This is a genomic window from Pseudomonas sp. TE3728 (genome assembly GCF_056279145.1).
The window spans coordinates 1,172,013-1,196,997 of record NZ_JBWBQT010000001.1 but is presented as its reverse complement, the minus strand read 5'-3'; the positions used below and the strand labels follow the sequence as shown (position 1 = coordinate 1,196,997).

Here is a 24,985-nt window from a genome sequence, read left to right as displayed (position 1 = left end):
GTATGAGCATTTCGGCGCGCCTGATGATCGCGGTTACGTTCCCTATCGCGTTGTCAATGATCGGTGGTGGGTTCTTCGTGGGGCTGCATGAAATCGACGTCGCCCACGCGGACCTCAAGCTTTTGAACGAGGAAAAGCTCAAGAGCGTGGAAGAGCTTCTGCAAGTCACCGACACGCTGCTGCGCGACCGTGTGAAGAATGGGATGCGTTTATTGCAAGAGCGCAGTACGTCGATGGGCGGCGCAAGCCTGGACTCGGATGTCCTGGTCGACAATGTCGCGGTTCCCGACTTGCTGCTCGGAGGGCATCCCCAGGCCAGCGACTCCCGTATCGTCGACTCTGTAACCGCCGATATGGGTGGGGGCAGCGCGACCTTGTTCGCCAGGAACGGCGAAGATTTCGTGCGCATTTCGACCAACGTCATGCTCGATGATGGGCGGCGGGCGATCGGCACTCGACTGGACCCGAAAGGCAAGGCCATTGCAGCCATCCGCCAGGGGAGAGCGTTCTATGGTCTGGTCGACGTGCTCGGCCATCCTTACCTGGCCGGGTATGAACCGATCTTCGACGCTCGCGGCGCAGTCATCGGTATCTGGTATGTCGGTTACAAGATCGAACTGCAAGCGCTTCGGGAAGCCGTAGGCCGCACCAAGGTTTTGGGCAGTGGTTTCATGGCTGTGCTGGATGAAAACAACCGGGTTCTGTTCCGTTCGGAAAACGTCAGCGCCGAGCAGGTGCTCGCTGTGGTCGAAGACACTGATGGTGAAGATTGGCAGATCGACACACGCACGTTCGACAAGTGGCCATTTCATCTGATCATGGCTTACCCCAAGGCTGAAGGTGACCGGCAGGGTAACGCGGCGTTCCTGTGTATTGCGGTGAGCGGTGTCCTGTTGTGCCTGTTGGTGATCGCCGTGCTGCAAGTGCTGGTCTCGCGCATGCTCAGCCGCCCCTTGAGTCGGGCGGTCAGTGTGGCCCACCGTCTGGCTAATGGCGACTTGACGATGAAAATCGATGTCACCAGTACGGATGAGGTGGGGCAATTGCTGTCCGCGTTGCAACGTATGCTCAAGCAGCATGTGCAGGTTATCGGCGAAGTACGGGCCGCTGTGAGTATCTTGTCGAGTTCCTCGGAAGAGCTTGCAAGCACTGCCCAGAGCATGAGCCAGGCGAGCGACGAGCAGGCGGCGAGCATGAGCAGGACCGAGGCGTCGACCCAACAGGTCTCGGCCTCGATTCTGCGCAACCGGAGCAACGCCAAAGTGACCGAAGACATCGCGCTCGCTGTCGCCAGGGAAGCCGGGGAGGGCGATCGCGCGGTGAAGGAGACATTGCAGGCGATGAAAAGCATCGCAGAAAGGATCGGCATCATCGATGACATCGCCTACCAGACTGACCTGCTCGCCCTGAATGCCGCCATCGAGGCGGCGCGTGCCGGCGTGCATGGTAAGGGCTTTGCCGTGGTGGCCGGCGAGGTGCGCAAGTTGGCCGAGCGCAGCCAGGTTGCGGCTCAGGAGATCGGTGAGGTGGCAAAGGACAGCGTGGCATTGGCCGAGCGTGCCGGCAGTCTGCTGGACGAGATCGTTCCCGGCATCGCGAAAACCAGCGTTCTGGTCCAGGAGATCGCTGCCGCTTCCGAAGAGCAGTCCTTAGGCGTGGGTCAGATCAGCTCGGCCATGAATCAGCTCAACCAGATTACCCATCAGAACGTTTCGGCCTCCGGAGCGCTGGCGGCCATGGCCGAGGAAATGAGTGGCCAGGCCGAGCGATTGCAGCGATTGATGGGGTTTTTCACGCTTGAGGGTCACCACGAGCGTGCGCGGTCAGGAGCAATGCAATGAGCTCATTGATTGACGCCGGCAACCTGGTGTTCTGGCTACTTGCGTCCCTGGCGCTAGGCATCGTGATACTCGTCGTCTTGAGCATTCGCCACCGGTCGGAGCGGCGCATCGACAGGCAGGCAAGTGTTCCAACTGCGTCGCTGGTCGATGCCGGGTCCGACGACCTCGAGCGCTTCAATCGATACGCGATCGAACAACTCAGCGCTATCTCGCAAGTGCTTGCGACAAAGCACCTCGAGATGCCCTCTAACAGGCAAGAGGACGGCGATTCCCGTCGTCATGTGGGTTATGGAGCCATCGGCGAGCAACCCGATGTTCGGTTACACATGGAACTCAGTGAACTTGACGAAAAAGTGCGCCAGCTGAACGGGCTCGCTGCTCGATTACTTGATACAGAGCAGCTCTTTGTCGATATGGACAGGGGGGCATTGCCGACCGCCGACACAATTGTCGCCAACAATCACTACCTCTTTTTTACACTTGGGGGCGAGCCGTTCGCGGTGAGTGCATCCAGTGTCGAAACGATCGTCGGGGCCGCTCGAATCGTTGCCGGGTCCGGTCTGTCGACGCGGTTGCGTCGGGCGATCAGGGTGCGCGATGCGCTGGTGCCGGTGATCGACTTGGGTTCACATTTCGGTGGGCCGCCGATAGAGATCGGCTCAGGCACCAGCATCATCATTTTCGAAGTGATGCGCGACGACGGCATGCAGTTGATCGGTGTTCTGGTCGATGCGGTTGTCAACGTGCTGCCGATCCCTGCGCTGGACATCCAGTCGCCGGCAACATCGAACAGCGGAATTCCGAGCGATTTCATCCGCGGCACCGTCACGATCGACAATCAGGGCGTCACCTTGCTGGATATCGGGCAAGGCCTTTCTGCCAATGAGTTCCTCGCCCTCGGCCCAAGGAGACCTGAAAATGAATAATCCGGTGCTCTCCGATAAAGAGTTCCAGCAGTTTCGCGGCATGATTTTCGAGATCGCCGGGATCAGCATGTCCGATGCCAAGAAGCCGCTGGTCAGCGGTCGCCTGGCCAAGCGCGTCCGCCAGCATGGCTTGTCCGGCTATGGCGAATACTTTCGGCTGCTGATGAGCGAGCGCGCCGAACTGCAGGTCGCGGTGGATCTGTTGACCACCAATGAAACCTATTTTTTTCGCGAACCGAAGCATTTCGACTTCCTCCGTGAGCGGATCCTGCCGGAGTTGCTCGACCGTTCCAACTTGCGTGTCTGGAGTGGCGCCTGCTCTTCCGGCGAGGAGCCCTACAGCATTGCCATGACCTTGGCCGACGCCCTCGGCAATCGCCCCTGGGAATTGCTCGCCTCGGACCTCAGCACGCGGATGCTGGAAAAGGCTCGCGCGGGCTTGTACGACATTGCCGATGCGGAAAACATTCCACGGCCGCTGTTGATCAGACATTGCCTCAAGGGGGTTGGCGAGCACGCCGATAAGTTGCTGATAGATCCGGCGTTGCGCAACCGCCTGCGTTTCCAGCAGATCAATCTGAATTCAGCGTTGCCGCAGTTGGGTGAGTTCGAGGTGATTTTCCTGCGTAACGTAATGATCTATTTCGACCTCGAAACCAAGCGTCAAGTAGTGCGGCGCATGCTGCCGCTGCTCAAGCCGGGCGGCTATTTCATCGTCAGTCACTCGGAGAGCCTGAACGGTGTCTGCGACGAGCTTAAAGTCGTGGCCCCTTCCATCTACCGCAAGCCTCATGCGTAGACCCGACGGCTTCATCGAGATCTTTTTGCAGCCGGGCGATTTGTATTTCGGCGATCGCTACACGCGCATCCGGACATTGCTGGGCTCCTGTGTATCGCTGGTGTGTTGGCATCCCAGGCTGCTGATCGGTGGCATGTGCCACTTCATGCTGCCGACCCGGCCGCACCCGCCAACCGGGGAGCTGGACGGCCGTTATGGCGACGAAGCCATTGAGTTGATGCTGCGTGAAGCTCGCGCTCACGGTGTCTCGCCCTCGGAATTCCGCATCCAGCTATTCGGCGGCGGCAACATGTTTCCCTCTATCGGTAGGCACAAGGACAAGCACGTGGGCAAGAAGAATGTCGACGCCGCGAGGCAATTGCTGCAGGTCCATGGTTTGACGTGCAGCGGTACCCATGTGGAGGGGGTCGGGCACCGGAACCTGATCTTCGATCTCTGGAGTGGCCATGTTTCGCTCAAGCACATTGCACCGACGCTGGATCCACACCAGGGGAAGCGCGCATGACGCCCATCAAGGTGATGATCGTCGACGACTCCGCCGTGGTGCGCCAGGTGCTGTCGACCGTGCTCGCCGCACAGCCGGGGATCGAGGTGATAGGCGTGGCCATCGATCCGCTGTTTGCTTTGGAAAAGATGCAACGGCAATGGCCCGACGTGCTGGTGCTGGATGTGGAAATGCCACGCATGGACGGCATCACATTCCTGAGAAAACTGATGTTGGAGCGACCGACGCCGGTGGTGATTTGTTCCACGTTGACCGAGGCCGGGGCGCAGACGACCTTGCAAGCGCTGGCGGAAGGGGCGGTCGGCATCGTCAGTAAGCCCAGGTTGGGGCTCAAGCAATTTCTCCACGATTGCGTCGATGAACTGGTCCAGGCGATCCAGAGCGCGGCGCGGGCCAACCTGCGCCGGCTGGTTCCCCAGGCCGCTGTCAGACTGTCCGCCGACGCGATCCTGCCGGCCACAAGCCTGGCGATGGCACGGACCACCGAGACGCTGGTGGCCATCGGCACCTCTACCGGCGGCACCCAGGCGTTGGAGGCGATACTTACCCGCCTGCCGCTGGTCTGTCCGGGGCTGGTCATTGTCCAGCACATGCCGGAGCGCTTCACCGCCGCCTTCGCCGAGCGGCTGAATCGGCTGTGTCGTATCGAGGTGCTGGAGGCGCGCAACGGCGATCGGGTCATGCCGGGGCGAGCGCTGATCGCTCCCGGTGGGCGGCACATGCTGCTCATGCGAAGTGGTGCGCAGTATCAGGTGGAGATTCGGGATGGCCCGCCGGTCAGTCGGCACCGCCCTTCGGTCGACGTGCTGTTTCGCTCCACTGCCCGTGCGGCCGGCTGCAACGCGCTGGGAATCATCATGACTGGCATGGGCGACGACGGTGCGCGCGGCCTGAAGGAAATGCGCGAGGCCGGTGCTCGAACCCTGGCCCAGGACGAGGACAGCTGCGTCGTTTTCGGCATGCCAAAGGAGGCGTTCAAGCTGGGCGCGGTGGAGCGGATGCTGTCCCTCGATGAGATCCCCGCAGCAATCCTTGCCGGCATGACCGGCAGACGATGAGTACAAGCTTTTCCAGAGAACCCACTTATTTCGATGGGCGCTGACGGCCCTGCAAGGGTGATGGGTTGTGCGGCTGAATAGAGGTCCGCGCCCGGAGCCTGAAAAATCACCTTCGCCTTACGAGAATCGAATATTCAAATGAAAACGCTTCGTAATATGCCCATCAGCCGTCGGCTGTGGATCGTCCTTCTGTTCGCCATGATCATGCTGCTTCTACTCGGCTTGACGATGTTGCGCCAGATCTACACTGAGGAATACACCGCCAAGGAAGACAAGACCCGGCAAGTGGTTGAAGTCTCGATGAACATACTCGAGCATTTTCACAGTATGGAAAAAGCCGGCACACTAAGCCGCGAAGATGCCCAGAAACAAGCCATCGCAATGGTGCGCAAATTGCGTTATGACGGCGATAACTATCTGTGGATCAACGATCTCGCGCCAAAAATGCTGATGCATCCAACCAATGCCAAGCTTGACGGCCAAGACCTCTCCGGCTTCAAGGACCCCGATGGCAAGGCCCTGTTCATGGACATGGTGGCAGTCGCCAAGAGCCAGGGCAGTGGCTTGGTGGGCTATCGCTGGCCCAAGCCGGGCGCCAGCGAGCCGGTGCCGAAAATATCCTATGTCCAACTGTTCACGCCTTGGGCTTGGGTACTCGGTTCAGGCACCTACACCGATGACGTGCAGGCCGCGTTCCGTGCTCAGATGTGGAAAGCTGGCGCTGTGCTCCTGGGCATCGGCCTGCTGCTGGGCGGCCTGATCATACTGATCAGCAAGAGCATCACCGGGCCATTGAACGACGCGGTGCGCGCGATGGCCGATATTGCCGGCGCAGACGGCGACCTTACGCGTCAACTGGACGCTCGCGGTCAAGATGAGCTGGCCGCACTGGCCGGTCACTTCAACGGTTTCACTGGAAAACTGCGGGACGTGATCGAGCAGTCGTTGCAAGCGGCCAATGCGCTGAATCAGGCATCGGCTTCGCTCAATGCCATCGCCACCGAAAGCCAGGGGCACAGCGCCCAGCAGTCGCAACAGATGGAGCGGGTGGCGACGGCGATCGATGAGGTGACGTACGGCGTCCAGGATGTGGCGAAGAATGCTGAACAGGCCGCCGGGGAAGTGCGTGACGCCGACGAGCGAGCCCGGTTGGGGCAAAGCAGTATCGACAATTGTTCACGGCAGATCGAGCAGTTGTCTGGGACTATCGAGCAAGCAGTGGCGGTCATTCAGGCCCTTTCGCAGGAAAGTACCCAGATCGGAAGGGTGCTTGAAGTGATTCGCGCCATTGCCGAGCAAACCAACCTGCTTGCCCTCAATGCCGCCATCGAAGCGGCGAGGGCAGGGGAGCAGGGCCGAGGCTTTGCCGTGGTGGCGGACGAAGTACGCATGCTGGCTCAGCGCACTCAGCTATCGACCACTGAGATCCAGGGCATGATCGAAACCTTGCAGCGTAATTCCGACGCCGCGGTCAAGGTGATCGACGAGAGCCGCCAGGGTTCGCAACTGACTATCGAGCAAGCAAACCTGGCTAGCCGCAGTCTGGATCAAATCGGCCAGTCCCTGCGTAACCTGACCGGGCTCAATGCCTCCATTGCCAGCGCGACCTCTCAACAATCCCAGGCGGTCGAAGACATCAACCGCAATGTCACCCAGGCCAGCGGCCTTGCTCAGGACAACTCTCAGGCCTGCGAACGAACCAGTGCCGCCAGCCAGAACGTGCGGCAATTGGCCGGCCAGTTGGATCGGTTGCTGGGCCAGTTTCGAGTTTGAACCTAGGTCCGCAGACCATGTTTTGCGGTTCAGAAATTCAGTTACCTGAAACTAAAGAGCGAAAGGCTCTGCGAGTAAAATTTTGATGAATAAACTGTTGGGTAATCTGAGCGTTAATCTGAAGCTTGCAGTGGGCTTCTCTCTGGTCTTGCTGCTGACGTTGATCATCGCCTTTGCCGGTTGGTTCGGGTTGGACACCTTGAGCGAGCGTGCAGACAAGCAAATGTCGATATCGGAAGTTGAAAAGACCACCAAGGACCTGCGCATCGCGCGTCTGTTGTACACCCTGAATAATGGCTCTGGAGGTGCTGCGGCCGTACTCAGGCAATTGGACACTCTCGATCAAAATCTGCTGCGGGCTCGTGCATTGCATAAATCTCCTCGGGACATCCAGGCGATAGAAGAAAGTATCAAGATTGCCGGCAATTATCGTGAGGCGTTCAACCAATTCAGCCGTGCCCTCGAGGTTCGTGAAGTCACTCGCAAGCAGCCAACCGGCGATGCTGGTACCGCTGACGTTGGGCCGTTACACGATGCACAGCTTGCCATCCAACAGGCACAGCAGCGTCTGGACCGGGAAGTGACTCGGTTGTTTGAATTGTGTAAGCAGATGGCGACCGAGCAGGTTGTGAAGCGCGACCAGGCCTCTCAACAAGCCAAGATCCTCCTCGGCGGTACCGCTGGAGCCGCTTTGTTGCTGGGTATCTTGGTCGCTATCATCATCAGTCGCCAGATCACCCGTCCAATCCGCGCGACGCTCTATGCAGTCGAACGCATTGCCGCCGGCGACCTCACGCATAATCTGTTGGTCACCCGCCGTGATGAACTGGGCGTGCTGCAACAAGGCATCCAACACATGGGCGAGACCCTGCGCAACCTGATCGGCGGTGTTCGCGACGGTGTGACGCAGATCGCCAGCGCGGCCGAAGAGCTGTCGGCCGTGACCGAGCAAACGAGTGTCGGGGTCAACCATCAGAAAATCGAGACGGATCAGGTCGCCACCGCCATGCATGAAATGACCGCCACGGGGCAGGAAGTCGCGCGTAACGCCGAACAAGCGTCGCAAGCGGCCGCAGCCGCCGACGACGAGGCGCGCGAAGGCGACAGGGTAGTCGCTCAGGTCATTGCACATATCGACAACCTGGCCACGGAAGTTGTCCGTTCCAGCGAAGCCGTGGCCGTGCTGCAGCAGGAGAGCAAAAAGATCGGCAGCGTGATGGACGTCATCAAAGCGGTGGCCGAGCAAACCAATCTGTTGGCGCTCAATGCCGCCATCGAGGCCGCTCGCGCCGGTGACGCAGGACGCGGTTTTGCCGTGGTGGCCGACGAAGTCCGTGGCCTGGCCCAGCGGACCCAGAGATCCACCGAAGAGATTGAAGACTTGGTTGCCGGCTTGCAGAGCGGAACCGAGCGGGTGGCCCTCGTGATGAAAAACAGCCGTAGCCTGACCGACAGCTGTGTCGATCTGACCCGAAATGCTGGTTTGTCACTGGCCAGCATCACTCGCACGGCGTCGGACATTCAATCGATGAACCAACGGATAGCGGCCGCCGCCGAACAACAAAGCATCGTGGCCGACGAGATCAGCCGCAGCATCACGAGTGTGCGTGACGTTTGCGAACAAACTGCCGCTGCCAGCGACGAAACGGCTGCCTCAAGTATCGAGTTGGCGCGACTGGGAAATCAACTGCAGATGATGGTCAGCCATTTCAAGGTTTAACGTGCAGGAAGTGTGGGGTAGGGCTAGCCCTACAAGCGTAATCCCTTTGCCTAGTTAAAATCAGGCGCACCTGATAGTCCCCGCGCTTTATCCCCGGCATCATCGCCACTGTTTTGATATCGCCGCTTCCGAAGCTGAACGGTGATCGTGTTTGTCGCTGCGTTGCTCTGACCGATTGCCTGATGTTGATCCATGGCATTCGGAATGCCCCGTCATGCGTTCATCACTTATAAGGGGAGGGGCGTACGCTTGAGTCAGGTTTCCTTGGCAATCCGGGATCTGCCGGATGAGCAGTTGTTGATGCGTCAAGGAGGACTGTATTGGGTGGCTGTCGACCGTACCCGTGATGTCGAAGCGTTGGCGCTCCAGAGCCTGGCCTGCTTGCCCGAGCGGCACCGGGCGAGTCTGGTGTGGTGTGGCCACCACCCCGAGCAAATGATAAGCGCCTTGGGCGAGCGGGCCGGGCTCGTCGACCTGCGGGTTTTTGAAGTGTCCAAGGCCTCCATCCGCATGGCGCTCAAGTCGCTGCCCGGCGAGTTGAAGCGCGCTGCAACGGTGCCGGGCAGCCTCGTGTTGTTGATGCTGCCGGCCGGCGGCTGGCAGGCCTTTGATGCGGTGCAACTGCGGCAATGGTGCAGCACGGTGAGGCGCTGGTTGCGCGAACAACGTTGCACGCTCTTGGTGCTGTGCCACGGTGAGGCCCCCGACCTGCATGCCGAGCTGATTCGTCTCAATGAGCATCTGTCCGGTCTGGCGCAGTTGTATCGGCGAGACGGCGTTATCCACTATCAGTCGCACTTTTGGCACAACGAGCGAGGCGTCTGTGGTGCCCAGGCATTCGAACTCGATCTGCAAGCCACGGGTTTCAGCCTGGCTCGGGCCGAACAGGCTGTGGCGATACCGACACGTACCGATGATCAGCGCATCTATCTTGCCCAGCGCGTTGTGCTGGAAGGTGCTACGGCACTGTTGCAACACTGGCGTGTATTCGAACGGCGTATCGACCTGTTGGAGCAGGCGGCTCAGGCCCGTGCCGCGAGCGTTGTCGTGGCGGTCGACAGTGACCAGCAGGTGGAGGTGCTGGCGCGGGAACTGTATGAGTTGCGCGAACGCTGCGGTACGGCGTTGAAAATCATTGTCCGGGAAATGGAGCCTTGCCTGCGCTATCGCGACGAGCGTCTGTTGATGTCGTGTGGGGCGAATATCATCGTGCCTTTCGGCATCGCGTTATCCCGATTCTTCAGTCTGGTCGACAGCGTACAGGGGCAGGTTTGGAGGCACGGTCGCTTGAGCGGTGACCTGGAATCGCTCATCGAACGCCTGCGTGCGCCGAAGATGCGAGGCCTGTTGGCGCCCCGGGAGTTTTTGCCGGCACTGGAGCAAATTTATGGCGGTGCCGCCGGTGAGGTCGAGCACCAATTGTTGCGGCTGTACCCGCGCCCTGCGTTGACGATGGAGCATTGTCTGCACCAGATCAGCCTGCGCCGGTTCGGCGACGTCGCCACCGTGGTGGATGGGGTTTTCTATCTGTTTCTGTTCGCTTGTCGTAGCGATGGCCTGGAAGCGGCGCTGGGTAACATCTGTCGCCTGTCGTGGCGCAGCCTGTTCAGCGATTGCCAGGCTCTAGCCGAGTTCGATGACTTGCCGTATGAGGCATTCAGCAATGCAGTCAGCCTGCCGCAGACGTTGCGCCTGGCCCCGGATCGCACCGACACGGCCCTGCGCACGCAAGCGTCGTTGGGCGCCCACACACCGCAGCGAATCACGCTGGCCCTCGCGGATGCCTGTGAATGAATCTTTTTGAGTTACTCCAAGTGATTGCCGTGAGCAGTCTGTTGACGCTGGCGTGTGTGTGGCTGTCGCGCAGCGTTTGGCATCAGGGACAAGCATTGCTTCAGTCCTTGCTGCCACCTCGCTATCTGAAATCCCGTCGCTCGCCTCGACGCACTTCCACCCCAGTGGTCCCGAAGGCGCCCCATGAGTAAGTTCGAACCGGAGATTGCCGCGAGCACCGCCCGGGTCTGGCCCGGCCTGGGGCACTGGAACCTGTATTTCATCCTCAAGTTCGCATTGCAGTGGGGCGGTTATCTGAACATCCAGGTATTGCCCAACCTGTTGTTCGTGGCTTTTTTGCTGGTCCCCCTGCGCAAGCATTCCATTATTTTCATCCGTCGGTGGGTCGCTGTGCCGGTGGCCATGGCGCTGTTCTATCGAGACACCTGGCTGCCACCTCTGGATGAATGGGGCGAATGGTCTTCGGTGATGGACCTGTCTTTTGGCCATTTTTTCAGAATGGCGGGGGATCTGGTTGACTGGAGCCTCTGTGGTTGGCTGCTGGTGTTGGTGATGGCGTACCAGTTCGTCCAGCCTTGGCTGCGCATGACCACGCTGAGCCTGGCCGGCCTGGCGTGGTTGAGTGTCACCCATCCGTCGGTATTGCCGCCAACGCACGGAACGAGCTCGGCCCGCGTCCTGGCCCCGTCAGACAAGACGGCCCCCTCCAGTGAGGCTGTCGACGTTTATCTGAAGCAGTTTTACGACTCGGAGGCCGATCGGCGAGTCTCGTTCTTGCCTGCGACGGCTGCCGCACAGCCTTTTGATCTGCTGCTGATCAATATTGATTCCATGTCCTGGGACGATCTGGATGCCGTCGGTTTGCGCGACCACCCGCTGCTGCGGCAGATGGATGTGCTGTTCGACCACTTCAACTCGGCCGCCTCCGATCAGGTCACAGCGGCGCTTCGGCTGTTGCGTGCCGGGTGTGGACAGCCACCTCGCCGTGACTTGTTCGTTCCAGCGCCGGAGTCTTGCCTGCTGTTCGATGAGCTGGGCAAACAGGGTTTCATAGGCCAGACACTGTTCAACCATACGGGCCGTTTCGGGGGCTTTCTGAATGCCGTGCAAACCTTGGGTTCGCTGCCGGAGCCGGACGTGGATACCGACCATTGGCAGCCCATGCTCTCAGGGCCGGACGGTTCGCCGGTGTGGCGTGATCGCAAAGTGCTGGGCGACTGGTGGAAACACCGTCAAACGCAGCCTCAGGCGCGGGTGGCGCTGTTCTATAACACCCTGACTTTGCACGCGGGCAATCATGTCATGGCGGCCGATGGCAACCTCCAACGTGCCGATTACAAGACAAGAGCCCAGGTCCTGCTCAATGACCTTAGCGGGTTTATCGAGCAACTGGAGCTCAGTGGCCGTCGCGTGGTCGTGGTGATGGTTCCCAGTCACGGCGCGGCCCTGCGCGGTGATCGCATGCAGTTCCCCGGCATGCACGAGATACCCAGTCCGTCCATCACCCAAGTACCGGTCGGCATCAAGTTGATCGGCATGGGGCGCAATCCTCGTTCCATGCCGTTGCATGTCAGCGAACCGAGCAGCTACCTGGCCGTGGCCCAGCTCATTGACCGGTTGTATGGGGCGCCATCACCCGCAGGGGACGAACAGCCAGACTGGCAACCGCTGCTGGCAGGCCTGGCCCAGGCCCGGCTGGTTTCCGAAAGCGAAGGCAGCATCGTTCTCGATTACGCCGCAACGCCTTATGTACGGATCACGGAGAAAGACCCATGGCTTCCTTATCGTCCGGTGTCCCAATGAGCGCCAGACTGATGTCGCGCACCGAGCGGGCCGATGACATCGCGCGATTGAAGGTGGAGCTGCAATTGCCCGCCCTGAAGTACGTCGACGTGTCGCTCCAGAGGGAGCTGCGCCACGCGGTGGAGCGCTGGCCCTTGTTCGCCGAGCTGGAACAGGCGCAGCACGCGCCGGGCACGCGGGTCTCGTTGGTGCGTCGCGATGAACCGCAGGTGACCGCATGACTTCGTTGGGGGTGTACGGGATACGTGGTGGCACCGGCAGCAGTTCGTTGCTGGCGGCGCTCGGTTATGCCCTGCACACCCTGGAGCAGCGCGTACTGCTGGTGGACATGTGCCCGGAGAATCTGCTGCGCCTGCACTTCAACCTCGCCGTCACGCAAACCGGTGGATGGGCCCGGGCCTTGCTCGATGGTCAGGACTGGACTGACCAGGTGTGGAGTCTTGCGCCGAATTTGAGTGTGCTGCCCCATGGCCGTCTCATCGGGACCGACCGGTCGCGCCTGGCGCAAGCATTGGACCACCGGCCCGGACTTTGGGACCGACGCATGAACGCTTTGGCGGAGCATTTCGATTGGATCCTGTTCGATTTGCCTCGGGGCTCGCCTTGGCAGGATGACGCTGTGTCGTGCCAGTTGCAGATCCAGATCATTGAAGCCGATGCCGCGTGTCATGTGTTGCTGCAACAGCAGGAGGAGAGGGCGGACAACTTGTTGCTCAATCGTTTCGATCCGGCCAGCCAGATTCAACGCGATCTCGCGTTGATCTGGCGTCAACACTACGATGCGCGGCTGTTGCCAATAACGGTGCACAGCGATGAAGCGATGCGCGAAGCGCTGGCCAGCAAGCAGCCGGTGGGACGCTATGCGCCGGACAGCCTGGTGGCCCAGGACGTACTGAGCCTGGCGATCTGGTGCCAGGCGCATCAAGGTGAGCTGAGGTGATCGCTCGTTGGTTCCCCTATGGGCAATTGCGCGCTGAACATGATTGTCCGCCGCCGGTTGCGCTGTTGTTGGCCCTGTGGAGTCTCCTGGCCTGGACGGTATTGCGTCTGGAATCGCCCGCCTGGCGACAGTTGCTGGAGCATCGAAAACGCTGGTATCCGCAGTTGGCCGGCAAGACGCCGAGCATCGGCGACCCGTTGCGTTATGCCCTGCAGAGCGTCTGGTTACTGTTGGTACACCCCGTCGCGCCAGAGCAGCGTTCAAGCGCCTACCCATGGTGGTCGCGAGCCGCGGCGTTCCATCGAGCGTGGTGGGAACGGCTGAGCAAAACGCTTGCGCAACAAACTCGACGTATTCGTGACCACTCACGCATCACTCAAGGCGTCCATTGGTGGAAAGGCCTGGAGCGGCACCGCCAATGGCTGCTCGGTGGTTTTCTATTCATCCAATTGATTTTGCTGACACTGTTGTGCATCACCGAGCCGTTCGGTTACGTGGAACAACTGGTCTTCGGGCTTTTGCTCTGGGGCTTGGCCCTGCTGGTGCGGGGCATTCCCGGACGGTTTGCGACGTTGCTGATGGTGGTGCTGTCCGTCATCGTTTCCTGCCGTTACCTGTGGTGGCGCTACACCTCGACGTTGAATTGGGACCAACCCCTGGACCTGGCCTGCGGCCTGGGATTGCTGGCGGCGGAAACCTATTCCTGGGTCGTGCTGATCTTTGGTTACATCCAGACCTGCTGGCCGCTGAACCGCGAACCGGCGCAGTTGCCGGACGACACGCGTCATTGGCCGACGGTCGATCTGCTGATTCCGACCTATAACGAGGACCTTTCGGTGGTGCGGGGCACGGTTTATGCGGCTCTGGGCATTGATTGGCCGGAGGACAAACTGCGGATATACCTGCTGGATGACGGCAAGCGCGAAACCTTCCGCCAGTTCGCCGCCGAGGTGGGGGTCGGCTACATCATTCGTCCGGACAATCGCCACGCCAAGGCCGGCAATCTCAACCACGCCTTGGGCCGCATTGACGGCGAGCTGGTTGCGATATTCGATTGTGACCACATGCCGGTGCGCTCCTTCCTGCAACTGACGGTGGGCTGGTTCCTGCGTGATCCGAAGCTGGCGTTGGTCCAGACACCTCACCACTTCTTGTCGGCCGACCCCTTCGAACGCAACCTCGCGGTATTCCGTAACCGGCCGAACGAAGGCGAGCTGTTCTATGGCTTGATCCAGGACGGCAACGACATGTGGAACGCGGCGTTCTTCTGCGGCTCCTGCGCCGTCCTGCGGCGTTCGGCGCTGGATGAGATCGGCGGGTTCGCGGTGGAAACCGTGACCGAAGACGCTCATACCGCCTTGCGCCTGCACCGCCGCGGTTGGAATTCGGCCTACGTGCGCATTCCCCAGGCCGCCGGCCTGGCAACGGAAAGCTTGTCCGCCCACATCGGCCAGCGCATTCGCTGGGCCCGGGGCATGGCGCAGATTTTCCGTACCGACAACCCGCTGTTGGGCAAGGGCCTGACGTTCTTCCAGCGGATCTGCTATGCGAACGCAATGATGCACTTTCTCGCCGGCTTGCCGCGGCTGGTATTCCTGAGCGCGCCCCTGGCCTTCCTGCTGCTGCATGCCTACATCATCTATGCCCCGGCAATGATGATCCTGCTGTATGTATTGCCGCCGATGATTCATGCCAGCCTGACCAATTCGCGCATGCAGGGTCGCTTTCGACAGACGTTCTGGGGCGAGGTCTACGAAACCGTCCTGGCCTGGTACATCGCCCGCCCGACCACGGTGGCATTGTTCAGCCCGAACAAGGGCTCTTTCAATGTCACCTCCAAGGGCGGGCTGATGGAGCACAACCGATTCGACTGGAAAATCGCCCGGCCCTACCTGGTCCTGGCGGGGCTGAACATCATCGGATTGGGTTTTGCCTGCTGGCGTTTGACCACTGGACCGGCCAATGAAATCGGTACGGTGCTGGTGAGTACGCTGTGGGTCATCTACAACCTGCTGATCCTCGGCGCCGCGGTGGCGGTGGCCGCCGAGGTTCGCCAGGTGCGCCAGACGCATCGGGTCCAGACCCGGTTGCCTGTCGCGGTGCGCCTGGACAGCGGCCACTCGTACCCTGGCATGCTGGTGGACTATTCCGATGGCGGCGTCGGTGTCGAAATCGATGTGCCGCTGGCGCTGCCGGTCGGAGGTCGGATTTCATTGCTGATGCAGCGTGACGCCCGAGAGTTCATGTTTCCCGGCCTGGTCAGTCGCAGCCACCAGCGTTTTGTCGGTATCAACTTCGCTCATCTGTCTACCCGGCAGAAAATCGATTTCGTGCAATGCACCTTTGCCCGCGCCGATGCCTGGTTGAACTGGGGCGAGAACTACGTGCCGGACCGGCCGCTGCACAGCCTGATCGATATTTTTAAACTCGGTACCAAGGGTTATTTCCAGCTCTATCAATTCCTGCCGTTGTGGGTCCGCCGCGTAGCCGGCCCTCCCTTGCGGCTGGTGGGATGGCTGTTGAGTTACCTGCCGCGGATGCCGTCTTCATTTTTCTCGTCTTCATCTCGTTCTGTGAGCCCATCATGAGTCGCTATTTCCGTAGATCCCTGGTTGCCGGCCTGGCGCTGCTGGCCATTGGTGGGGCGCAGGCCCAAGGCCTGGCATCGCCTGTGGTGGGCGCGCCGCCAGGGCTTGAGCCGGTCCCAAGCTGGAGCAATATCTACAGCTTTGGCCAGTTGGGCCAACCCGGCGACAACCTATTGCTGGGCATTCATGACAGTGAGCAGATCGAGTTCTCGTTGCGCCGCGACCGCATCGCCAGTGACGCCAGGTTGCGGCTGGAATACACCCCGTCGCCGGCATTGCTGCCGGTGCTGTCCCACCTGCGGGTCTATCTCAATGACGTGCTTGTCAGTGCACTGCCCATCGAAAAAGACCAACTCGGGCGCAAGACCTTCCGCGATGTGGCCCTCGACCCGCTGTTGATCACCGATTTCAATCGGGTGCGCCTGGAGTTCATCGGCCATTACACGGACATTTGCGAAGACCCAGCCAACAATGCGTTATGGGTCAATATCGGGCGCCGCAGCGAGATAGAACTGCATGAACAGGCGCTGTCGCTGAAAAATGACCTGGCGTATTTCCCCCTGCCGTTTTTCGACGCGCGGGGCCAGGAAAAACCGACGTTGAGCATGGTTTTCGCAGCAGCACCGACATTGGGCGAGCAGCGCGCAGCGGGCGTCCTGGCGTCATATTTCGGCAGTCGGGCTGGCTGGCGAGGCATGCGTTTTCCGGTGTTGTTCGATCAGTTGCCCGAGGCCGACGACGGGACGGCGACCACGCCGGCCATCGTCTTTGCGACCAACGACCACCGCCCGTCATTCCTGGCTGACCTGGAGCGTTTTCCAAAAGTACAAGCCCCGGTGCTGCAAATCATCGAGAACCCTCGCGCGCCGCACAGCAAGGTGCTGCTGGTACTCGGTCGCAATGACGAGGATCTGCTGGTCGCAACGCGTGCATTGGCGCTTGGCGGCGATTTGCTGCGCGGTTCGCGGGCGACGGTGGACAAGGTGCAGCAACTGCAACCGAGGCAACCCTACGACGCACCCAATTGGATTCGCACCGACCGTCCGGTTCGATTCGCCGAGTTGATCAGTTACCCCGGGCAATTGCAGGCGAGCGGTTTGCGGCCGGCACCGATCAGCGTCGACCTGAACCTGCCGCCGGACCTGTTCGTCTGGCGCAGCCAGGGCATCCCCCTCAAGCTCAATTATCGCTACACCCCAAGCGTCGTCACGGATGAATCACGGCTGAACATCAGTCTCAACGATCAATTCATCAGCAGTTTTCCTTTGCCCGCCAATGACAGTTCGAAGCTGCAAGGGCTGAGGCTGGCGGTGCTGTCCAGTGATCCGGCCAACCCCACCGAGAAGGTGTTCGTGCCTGCGTTGAAAGTCGGCGAGCGCAACACGCTGCGTTTTGACTTCAACTTCGCCAGCACGATCGGCAGTGCCCAACGCGATCATTGCCAGACGAGCTTGCCGTCCAGTAATCAGTCGACGATCGATGAAAACTCGACGCTGGATTTGTCCGGTTATCACCATTTCATCGCCATGCCGGACCTGAAGGCTTTTGCTCGCAGCGGGTTTCCGTTCAATCGCATGGCCGATCTGTCGCAAACCCTGGTCATGGTGCCGACTCGCGGCAGCGCTGTAGAGATCAGCACCTTGCTCGAAACCCTGGCAACCATCAGCGCGCGTTCCGGCGCGTCGGCGCTGGGCCTGCAGTTGTCCGATGATTGGGGCGTGGCGGCCCGCACGGACGCCGATCTGCTGGTGCTGGGAGGGTTGGGCGCGGGCGTTGGCGACAGCGTGAATGCCAACCTGATGCTCAATCAACTCAATGATTGGTTGCTGGAGCCTTCCAACCAGATGCCGAGCGGATCGTCCGCGCGCGCCGGGCAGCTCAATGACATCAGGGAGCAAGCGGCCCATCGAGTCGAGGTGTCGGCCCAGGCGCCGATTGCCGCATTCGTCGGCCTCAAGTCGCCGTTCCATGAGCAGCGCAGCATCGTTGCGCTGCTTGCCCACGACGATGCCGATTACCAATTGCTGCGCGATACGCTCGCCGACGGCGCGAAAATGGACGCCGTGGCGGGTTCGGTAGCGCTGCTACGCAGCAGTGGCGTGGAGAGCAGCCAGGTCGGCGAACAGTACTTCGTCGGGCATCTGCCTTGGTGGCTGTTGCTCTGGTTCCAGCTCTCCGAACACCCGGTGCTGTTGGCGATGACGGTGGTGCTGATCGTGCTGCTCATTGCATTCATGTTGTGGCGCTCGCTCAGTTGGATCGCCCGGCGGCGCCTGGCGGGCCGGGAGTGATGGGCGTGAGAGGACTCCTGGTGTTGATGTTGACCTTGAGTGTGATGGCCCCGGTAAAGGCGGCGCAGTGCGGTTGGCCAGCCTGGGACGGTTACCGGCAGGCGTTGATGAGCCCGGAGGGGCGGGTGATCGACGTGTCCACCGATCAGCGGATCACCACATCGGAAGGGCAGAGCTATGGCCTGTTCTTCGCTTTGGTGGCCAATGATCGGGTGAATTTCGAGCGGTTGTTGCGCTGGACCCAGGACAATCTGGCCGGCGGCGACTTGTCCCGGCGATTGCCGGCCTGGCAATGGGGCCGTGATAAGGAGGGGCAGTGGAAGGTGCTGGACCCCAACAACGCCAGCGATGCCGACTTGTGGATCGCCTACAGCTTGTTGGAAGCCGGTCGGCTGTGGCGACGTCCCGACTATGAAAAGCTGGGGCTCAATATGCTCTGGCTCAGCGCGGCGCAGAGCATGCGCAAAGTGCCGGGGCTGGGGCTGATGTTGCTGCCGGGTGGGCAGGGTTTCGAGAGTGCCGACAGTTGGCGCCTGAACCCCAGTTACCTGCCGCCGCAATTGCTGGCGCGCTTTGCCCTAGTGGCACCGATCTGGGCCGAGCTTGCCGAGAATTCGCAACGGTTGCTGATCGAGGGCTCCCCACGGGGCCTGGCGCCCGACTGGTTGTCGTGGCGAGCGGGGCAGGGGTGGACGGTCGATAGCGTGACGGGCCCCAAGGGCAGCTACGACGCCATCCGGGTCTACCTGTGGCTCGGCATGCTGGCCGAGCAAGCACCGGGCCGGCGGGAGTTGCTCGAGCATTTCCAACCCATGTCGGCGTTGATCAAGCGCTTGGGGGCGGTGCCGGAAATACTTGATACCCGTGCCGGCACCGATACCGGCACGGGCCCCGTGGGTTTCTCCGCGGCCATGCTGCCGCTGCTGGCCGGCACACCTGATGGCGGCGAAAGCTTGAAGATCCAACGTGAACGGCTGCGTCAGGAACCGCCGGCCCCCGACGCCTATTACAACCAGTCCCTGGTCTTGTTCGGACAAGGCTGGGACGAGCGGCGATATCGTTTCGACAGGCAAGGACGGCTGCTGCCGAACTGGGCGGGCGCATGCAAAAAGTAACGAGGTGGGCGCTGTTGTTGGCAGGGTTGTCTGGGCCTGTCATGGCCCAGTCGACCGGTCCCGTTGACCAGCAGCAACGGTTCCTGGAGCAGATGCGTGTCGGCGAGGCGCTCTATCGCGAAGACCTGGTCCGTGACGCCTTGGCGCGCCTGAATCTCATCGCTCCCGATCTGCCTCAAGTGCTGGTGGCCGGGATCCGTCAGGCGCTGCTGCAACATGATCAGGCGCAGGCCGAGCGCCTGCTGGAGCGGTTGCAACGCCAGGCGCCGGATTCCCAGGAACTGCTCCAGGCCCGAAGCCTGTTGACGTTGCAAAGCGTGGACGGACAGAAAGGCCTGAGTCAGGCGCGCAGGTTGGCCCAGGCGGGGAAAGCGCAAGAGGCGCTCGGGGCGTACCGGCAATTGTTCGGCGATGCCCCGCCGGATCTCGCCAGCGCCCTGGAATACTGGCGGGCCCGCAGCGCCATGGCTGGGCAGCAAGCGATCGCCTTGGAACATTTGCAAGTGTTGGATCGCCAGTACCCGGGAAATGTCGGATTGCAACTGGTCCTGGCCAACCTTCTGATCGCAGAGAAAAAAGACGCACAGGGCCAGGCGATCCTGCATCGCCTGGCGAGTAATCCCCAGGCAAGCAACGCGGCCGCCGAGCAGGAATACAACTATCTGGGTCGCCTGCCGATCAGCCCCGCGAGCGTGCAGGGCTGGCAGGGCTTCCTCACACATTATCCCGATTCGCCACTCAAGGAAGCCGCCGTCGGTCAACTGCTGCGACAGCAACAAAGACTGGCTGATCCTGCCTGGCAGGCCGCAGCCAAGCGCCAGCGCGTGCTCAAAGCCGTCGATCATTATTCGGTATGGCTGCGCCAGGGTGACAAGGCCTTGCTGCGCAAGGACCTGGCCGCCGCCGGGACGGCCTATCGGCAGGCACACAGTGTGAAACCAAACGACGCCAGGGCGCTGATCGGCCTGGCCGCTGTCGCCCAGGCCAACGCCGATGACATCGGCGCCGAAGCCTTGCTGTTGCAGGCGCACCGCTTGCAACCGGACAATCTGGCGGTGACATGGCCGCTGGTGCATCTGTACCAGAAGCAGTCGCCGCAAAAGCTTGAGCAATTTCTTGACAGCTTGCCTCCCGGGCAGCCGCGGGATCTGGTCACGTTACGCCAAAGCCTGCGGCTCGCGCGCTTGAACGCCTTGGCCGATGCCGCCACGCAACGGTCCGATTGGACCGAAGTCAGTCGCCTGTTGCTGGAGGCCCGGCCGCTCGACGAGGACAATCCCTGGTTGGCTTTGCGGCTGGCCAAGGCACAACGAGCGTTGGGGCAAACGGCGGCGGCCGATGACAGCCTGCGCCGGTTGCTCCTGCGCCAAGGGAACAATCCCGAGGCACGCTATGCCCAGGCCCTGTATCTGAGCGCCGATGGGCGAGACAGCGAGGCTTTGCAGGCATTGGCGCACATCGCGCCGAAGGCCTGGAGCCCGCCCATGCATGAGCTGGACGAGCAGTTGCAGCGTCGGCGATCGTTGGCGCAGGCCAATGCATTGCACAACGACGCGCGGCTGAACGCCAGGCGCCAACCGCAACGGGCATTGGACCAATACGCCCGGGGAATGGCGGCAGTGGGCTTGCTGACCAGCGCCGAAGCCAGCCCACGTGATGACCGTGCGCTGACCCTGGCCAGTCGGGAAAAGGACGGCGATGATGGGTTGCCTCGCAGCTTGCGCGAGGAAGTCGACGCGCTGTATCAGCAGCAGAATCCGACCGTACACCTCTACCACGACATTGCCTGGCGTTCCGACAACACCACGCCGGGCACGTCCGACCTGCTCGCCCAAACCTCCATCTTGCGCATCGATGCCCCCATCGCCGCCGGCCAGGGCTTTGTCCAAATCGAGAATATCGATCTCGATGCCGGCCGTTTCGACACCGAGGCCGACGGTCTGCAACGGGCGCGGTTCGGCACTTGCGCGATCCGCCTGCGCGATCGGGCAAGCGGGGCTGTGGTGTCCGACGGCTGCCGGAGCGATACCCAACGCGCGCGCGGCAATACAGTGGCCGTCGGTTGGCACGATGAGCACTGGGCCTTGGATGTCGGGCATTCCGCCGAAGGCTTTCCCGTCTCGAACTGGTTGGGTGGGGTCAGTTTCGCCAGTGACTGGAACGCCCTGAACTGGAAACTGACGGCTTCTCGCCGCCCCGTGAGCGATTCGCTGCTGTCCCATGCCGGTGCCGTCGACCCCGTCAGCGGCGTGCGTTGGGGCGGCGTCACCGTCAATGGCCTGAGCCTCGACCTCAATCATGCCACCAGTGCCGTGGATGGTTTCTGGGGCAGCCTCGGCGCGCATTGGTTGCGGGGCGATAACGTGGCCGATAACCAACGTCTTTCGGCGATGGGTGGCTACTATTACCACTTGATCGACCGCGCCGACGAACGTCTGACCTCCGGCCTGACCCTGATGTACTGGGGGTATGACAAGGACTTGAGCGAGTTCACCTTGGGCCAGGGGGGGTACTACAGCCCCCAGCGATACTACTCGGTGGGAGTGCCGTTGAACTATGCCTGGCGCAACGCCGATTGGTCGGTGCGCCTGGACAGTTCGCTCGGCTGGTCGTATGCGCGGACCGAGGCCAGCGCGCTTTATCCGCTCGAAGGCGCGGGGGCGAAATGGCTGAGTGGTATCGAACAGGCGGGCTTGATTGCCGACGATATCAACCAGGTGAAAGCCGGGAGTAGCACCAGCGGGGCCAACGTTCGTCTGCAAGGATGGGTTGAGCGTCGTCTGTCCGACCACCTGGTGCTGGGCGGTGGGCTGGCATGGCAACACAGTGAGGACTACGCGCCGAGCCGCGCGCTGCTTTACTTGCGCTACACCTTCGATCCTTGGCAAGGCAACCTGCCTTTGCCGGTGGAGCCTATAACGCCTTATGCGCTGGTGCGCTGATCGTCAGATATCGGGCGGGTCAATCGCAGCCATCGAGAGATGGTGGCAAAGGAGTCGATGATGGTGCAAGAAATCCCCGAGGTCATCCCCCATAAGCATTCGCTAACGACGCGTGCCCTGCGGCTTGCCACGTTCCGCATTGGTCTTGTGTCCCTGGGCGCGGGGGCGATTTCCTACTATGTCAACTCCACCTCGATCGAGAGGGAGGTGACCGGGCAATTGCTGCTGTCCACCGAACAGACCCTGCAACGCGAATCCTTGCCGTTTCGGGAAATCAAGGATCTGCAGCGCAACTTCCTTGAGGAGTTCAAGCAGACCCTGGCCCTTCCCGGCATGCGTGCCAGGCTGATGGATGACTTCGAGCAGATTTTCTATCGCCACGACGATGGTTCTTACACGCAGCGTCCCGGTTTGTTCGAAGGAGAACCCTTGGCCGATGGACGGCGCTTCGCCAGGATGTCGGCCACCTACGCGCCCGACATCCCGCCCAGCGACGATACCCGTGCGCGGTTTGCCTTGTCGTATCTGCTGTCCTACAAGTACGGATCGAGTAGTTACGGCCGGCTGTTCAACTTCTACGGCGTGGTGCCTGAGAAAGGTTTTCCTATCTACCAGGATGCCGATATCGCCAAGGTGTTCAGCTACTCGGGGCCGGATGCCCTGGAACTTGAAACCTACGAGTTCTATGCGCGCGGCTTCGGTACCTCCGGCAACGAGACGCTGTTCACGCGGATGTACTGGGATTTCTCCAACAATGCCTGGATGACGACCATCGCCACCCCCGATGTGGCCGATGCATCCGGCAAGCACCAGATCCTGGCCAGCGTCGATGTGCTGTTGGATGAATTGATGACGCGCACCGCCAAACCCGCGATGCAGGGTGCATACAGCAGCTTGTTCATCGCCGATGATGAAGGCACGCTGATTTACCATCCAGACGCCATGGAACAGGTCAAAAGCAGTGCGGGCAAGGCGTCCATCCGCTCTCTCGACATGATTCGCAGCTTTCCATTGCTCAATGTCGCCTCCGCGCTGACGCCGGGTCATGCGCAGATTATCCAGACCCGTGACGATATCGTCGCGATGGGCCGCATTCCCGATACGCCCTGGGTGCTTGCGGTCCACTATCCTCGAACGCTGATGACCCCGGCTATCGTCGATAACCTGATGATCGTGGTTGCGCTCGGGCTGCTGACGTTGCTGGTGGAGATCCTCATCCTGCGTTCCATTTTGCAGAAACAAGTGGCCATTCCATTGTTCCGGTTGATTGCGGCAACACGACAGCTCGGCGCGGGCAAGGAGCGCCTGTGCCCGACGCAATTGCCGATCCAGTCCGCCGACGAAATCGGTGAACTGGCCCGGGCCTTCGGCAACATGGCCGAGCGGGTTCAGGGCACCCATGACCATCTTGAGCACGAGGTGCGCGACCGTACGCGTGAAGCCCGGCATCTGGCGGCCATCGCCGAAGAACGCAAGCGTGCCGAACAATTGCTGTTGGAAAGCGAGCAGCGTTACCGGGACATTTTCGATAACTCCCAGGACCCTCTGTTCTTGCTCGAGGTGACCGATGGGGGGTTGCGTTTCATCGAGGTCAACCCGGCCCTTGAGTCGGCCATAGGGGTGGGGCGGGCCGAACTGATCGGCAAGACGATCGAGCAAACGCTGGCGCCACAGGCACTCGCTACCGCCATGGCAAAATACCAACGCTGTGTGGACAGCGATGCGCCGCTCGACGAAGAGGAGGAGGTCCAGTTGCCTGCGGGCCTGCGCACTTTCCACACCACGCTGATACCTGTACGTGACGCTTCTGGATGCGTGCAGAGAGTCGTGTGCATCGCTCGCGACATCACCGAGCGCAAACACGCGCAGCGTGTACTTCACAGTTATCGTGAAAGCACACGGGAAGAAGAGCGCAAACGGATAGCCCGGGAAATTCATGACGAATTGGGGCAACAACTCACGGCATTGCGCATGGGGGTTTCCCTGCTGCGCCTGCAGTTCGGCAGTGGCCAGCCATTGCTGGTGGAGCGGGTAGAAGCGCTCATGGGGCGGATCGACGCAGTCATTCAGGTGGTGCGTAACGTCGCTACCAGCCTGCGTCCGGCCGCGCTGGACATGGGATTGATCCCGGCGCTCGAATGGCTGGTCGCGGAGTTTTCGCACAATGCCGGCATCGCGTGTTCGCTGCGGGCATGTACCGATCGATTGGAGCTCGACGATGAACGGGCTACCGCCATTTTCCGCCTGATCCAGGAGTCGTTGACCAACGTCGCTCGTCATGCCCAGGCAAGTCGCGTGGAAATACATCTGCAGCGCAGTGCCGACCACGTGTTCATCGAAGTGCGTGACGACGGCAAGGGCTTCGATCCCAAGCAACTGTCCAAGCACACCCTCGGCATGCTCGGTATGCGCGAGCGGGGAAGCATGCTCGGCGGAACGGTCAGCGTGGACAGCGCCCCGGGGCAGGGTGTGCGGGTGCAGGTCGCGATCCCTTTTCAGACGGACCTGGAGTTTCCCTGAACCATGTGGATGTTTTCCTGCCGGATCATTTCCGGCGTGGCTTGGGTACGATGACGCGTGACCTCTTCTTTGGCGCGGCGCGCTGGTAGGGCAACCCCTACATCAAGTCCCTGTTTCCTTAGGTAAATATAGGCTTTGGCCGATGGTGTTACCTGTCGAGCCAGGGCATTCTGCCATCACCTGCTCGATGCAATGATTCACTATGAGTGGAGAGTCGTACGGTTCAGTGCAACGCGTCCGCTCAGCTTCCCCAGATGGCCCGGCTTCCCCCGAAGCGGCAAGCCGAACGAAGAGATTGAGTTTCCAGTCCCAGAGACCTCTATCCAGATCATGTCATCGCCCCGCACCACTACGCTGCTGACCCGGTACA

The 24,985-nt window shown here is 61.1% G+C and carries 16 protein-coding genes and 3 pseudogenes; all 19 read left to right on the top strand.

Annotated elements, in window-relative coordinates; all coding sequences use genetic code 11:
- Positions 1-2: 2 nt before the first annotated feature.
- A pseudogene (locus ACZ89R_RS04760) lies at positions 3-707 on the top strand (Cache 3/Cache 2 fusion domain-containing protein); the annotation flags it as partial.
- Between the two features lie 210 nt (positions 708-917).
- A pseudogene (locus tag ACZ89R_RS04755) lies at positions 918-1,841 on the top strand (methyl-accepting chemotaxis protein); the annotation flags it as partial.
- Entirely contained in the window at positions 1,838-2,767 is a 930-nt protein-coding gene (locus ACZ89R_RS04750; RefSeq protein ID WP_429546521.1) for a chemotaxis protein CheW, read from the top strand. The pseudogene ACZ89R_RS04755 and the gene ACZ89R_RS04750, both read left to right, overlap by 4 nt.
- Positions 2,760-3,566 (top strand): CheR family methyltransferase, encoded by an 807-nt coding sequence (locus tag ACZ89R_RS04745; protein WP_429546522.1) that lies wholly within the window; start codon positions 2,760-2,762, stop codon positions 3,564-3,566. Before ACZ89R_RS04750 ends, ACZ89R_RS04745 begins: the two co-directional genes overlap by 8 nt.
- Positions 3,559-4,071 carry a chemotaxis protein CheD gene (locus tag ACZ89R_RS04740; protein WP_429546523.1) on the top strand — a complete coding sequence of 171 codons (513 nt, stop codon included), beginning with the start codon at positions 3,559-3,561 and terminating at the stop codon, positions 4,069-4,071. Before ACZ89R_RS04745 ends, ACZ89R_RS04740 begins: the two co-directional genes overlap by 8 nt.
- Positions 4,068-5,129 (top strand): protein-glutamate methylesterase/protein-glutamine glutaminase, encoded by a 1,062-nt coding sequence (locus ACZ89R_RS04735; protein ID WP_429546524.1) that lies wholly within the window; start codon positions 4,068-4,070, stop codon positions 5,127-5,129. Before ACZ89R_RS04740 ends, ACZ89R_RS04735 begins: the two co-directional genes overlap by 4 nt.
- A gap of 138 nt (positions 5,130-5,267) precedes the next feature.
- Positions 5,268-6,047: pseudogene (locus ACZ89R_RS04730) on the top strand (cache domain-containing protein); the annotation flags it as partial.
- Between the two features lie 120 nt (positions 6,048-6,167).
- Complete coding sequence (locus ACZ89R_RS04725; RefSeq protein WP_429547902.1) at positions 6,168-6,902, top strand: methyl-accepting chemotaxis protein; 735 nt, start codon at positions 6,168-6,170, stop codon at positions 6,900-6,902.
- 85 nt (positions 6,903-6,987) lie between these two features.
- On the top strand, positions 6,988-8,622 hold the full coding sequence (locus ACZ89R_RS04720) for a methyl-accepting chemotaxis protein (protein ID WP_429546525.1): 1,635 nt from the start codon (positions 6,988-6,990) through the stop codon (positions 8,620-8,622).
- 249 nt (positions 8,623-8,871) lie between these two features.
- Positions 8,872-10,416 carry a BcsE family c-di-GMP-binding protein gene (locus ACZ89R_RS04715; RefSeq protein WP_429546526.1) on the top strand — a complete coding sequence of 515 codons (1,545 nt, stop codon included), beginning with the start codon at positions 8,872-8,874 and terminating at the stop codon, positions 10,414-10,416.
- Positions 10,413-10,607: a cellulose biosynthesis protein BcsF gene (gene bcsF / locus ACZ89R_RS04710; protein ID WP_429546527.1), complete on the top strand. Its 195-nt coding sequence runs from the start codon at positions 10,413-10,415 to the stop codon at positions 10,605-10,607. Before ACZ89R_RS04715 ends, bcsF begins: the two co-directional genes overlap by 4 nt.
- A complete protein-coding gene (gene bcsG / locus ACZ89R_RS04705) occupies positions 10,600-12,219 on the top strand; it encodes a cellulose biosynthesis protein BcsG (protein ID WP_429546528.1) in 1,620 nt (539 codons plus the stop codon). Before bcsF ends, bcsG begins: the two co-directional genes overlap by 8 nt.
- A complete protein-coding gene (gene bcsR, locus ACZ89R_RS04700; protein WP_429546529.1) occupies positions 12,216-12,440 on the top strand; it encodes a cellulose biosynthesis protein BcsR in 225 nt (74 codons plus the stop codon). The genes bcsG and bcsR overlap by 4 nt, the downstream gene beginning before the upstream one ends.
- Positions 12,437-13,159 carry a cellulose biosynthesis protein BcsQ gene (gene bcsQ, locus ACZ89R_RS04695; RefSeq protein ID WP_429546530.1) on the top strand — a complete coding sequence of 241 codons (723 nt, stop codon included), beginning with the start codon at positions 12,437-12,439 and terminating at the stop codon, positions 13,157-13,159. The genes bcsR and bcsQ overlap by 4 nt, the downstream gene beginning before the upstream one ends.
- Positions 13,156-15,747, top strand: a complete 2,592-nt coding sequence (gene bcsA, locus ACZ89R_RS04690) for a UDP-forming cellulose synthase catalytic subunit (RefSeq protein WP_429546531.1) — start codon at positions 13,156-13,158, stop codon at positions 15,745-15,747. Before bcsQ ends, bcsA begins: the two co-directional genes overlap by 4 nt.
- The gene (gene bcsB, locus ACZ89R_RS04685; protein WP_429546532.1) at positions 15,744-18,038 is read left to right on the top strand and encodes a cellulose biosynthesis cyclic di-GMP-binding regulatory protein BcsB; all 2,295 of its coding nucleotides are present in this window, start codon (positions 15,744-15,746) and stop codon (positions 18,036-18,038) included. The genes bcsA and bcsB overlap by 4 nt, the downstream gene beginning before the upstream one ends.
- A complete protein-coding gene (bcsZ, locus tag ACZ89R_RS04680) occupies positions 18,038-19,153 on the top strand; it encodes a cellulose synthase complex periplasmic endoglucanase BcsZ (RefSeq protein WP_429546533.1) in 1,116 nt (371 codons plus the stop codon). Before bcsB ends, bcsZ begins: the two co-directional genes overlap by 1 nt.
- 41 nt (positions 19,154-19,194) lie before the next feature.
- The gene (locus ACZ89R_RS04675; RefSeq protein WP_429546534.1) at positions 19,195-22,095 is read left to right on the top strand and encodes a cellulose synthase subunit BcsC-related outer membrane protein; all 2,901 of its coding nucleotides are present in this window, start codon (positions 19,195-19,197) and stop codon (positions 22,093-22,095) included.
- Positions 22,096-22,155: 60 nt separating this feature from the next.
- Positions 22,156-24,615 (top strand): PAS domain-containing protein, encoded by a 2,460-nt coding sequence (locus ACZ89R_RS04670; protein WP_429546535.1) that lies wholly within the window; start codon positions 22,156-22,158, stop codon positions 24,613-24,615.
- The last annotated feature ends 370 nt before the right edge of the window (positions 24,616-24,985 follow it).

Excerpts from the sequence above, each read along its gene's own strand:
- ACZ89R_RS04750 (WP_429546521.1), top strand. The coding sequence starts at position 1,838 with ATGAGCTCATTGATTGACGCCGGCAACCTGGTGTTCTGGCTACTTGCG.
- ACZ89R_RS04745 (WP_429546522.1), top strand. The coding sequence starts at position 2,760 with ATGAATAATCCGGTGCTCTCCGATAAAGAGTTCCAGCAGTTTCGCGGC.
- ACZ89R_RS04740 (WP_429546523.1), top strand. The coding sequence starts at position 3,559 with ATGCGTAGACCCGACGGCTTCATCGAGATCTTTTTGCAGCCGGGCGAT.
- ACZ89R_RS04735 (WP_429546524.1), top strand. The coding sequence starts at position 4,068 with ATGACGCCCATCAAGGTGATGATCGTCGACGACTCCGCCGTGGTGCGC.
- ACZ89R_RS04725 (WP_429547902.1), top strand. The coding sequence starts at position 6,168 with ATGGAGCGGGTGGCGACGGCGATCGATGAGGTGACGTACGGCGTCCAG.
- ACZ89R_RS04720 (WP_429546525.1), top strand. The coding sequence starts at position 6,988 with ATGAATAAACTGTTGGGTAATCTGAGCGTTAATCTGAAGCTTGCAGTG.
- bcsF (WP_429546527.1), top strand. The coding sequence starts at position 10,413 with ATGAATCTTTTTGAGTTACTCCAAGTGATTGCCGTGAGCAGTCTGTTG.
- bcsG (WP_429546528.1), top strand. The coding sequence starts at position 10,600 with ATGAGTAAGTTCGAACCGGAGATTGCCGCGAGCACCGCCCGGGTCTGG.
- bcsR (WP_429546529.1), top strand. The coding sequence starts at position 12,216 with ATGAGCGCCAGACTGATGTCGCGCACCGAGCGGGCCGATGACATCGCG.
- bcsQ (WP_429546530.1), top strand. The coding sequence starts at position 12,437 with ATGACTTCGTTGGGGGTGTACGGGATACGTGGTGGCACCGGCAGCAGT.
- bcsB (WP_429546532.1), top strand. The coding sequence starts at position 15,744 with ATGAGTCGCTATTTCCGTAGATCCCTGGTTGCCGGCCTGGCGCTGCTG.
- bcsZ (WP_429546533.1), top strand. The coding sequence starts at position 18,038 with ATGGGCGTGAGAGGACTCCTGGTGTTGATGTTGACCTTGAGTGTGATG.
- ACZ89R_RS04675 (WP_429546534.1), top strand. The coding sequence starts at position 19,195 with ATGGCCCAGTCGACCGGTCCCGTTGACCAGCAGCAACGGTTCCTGGAG.
- ACZ89R_RS04670 (WP_429546535.1), top strand. The coding sequence starts at position 22,156 with ATGGTGCAAGAAATCCCCGAGGTCATCCCCCATAAGCATTCGCTAACG.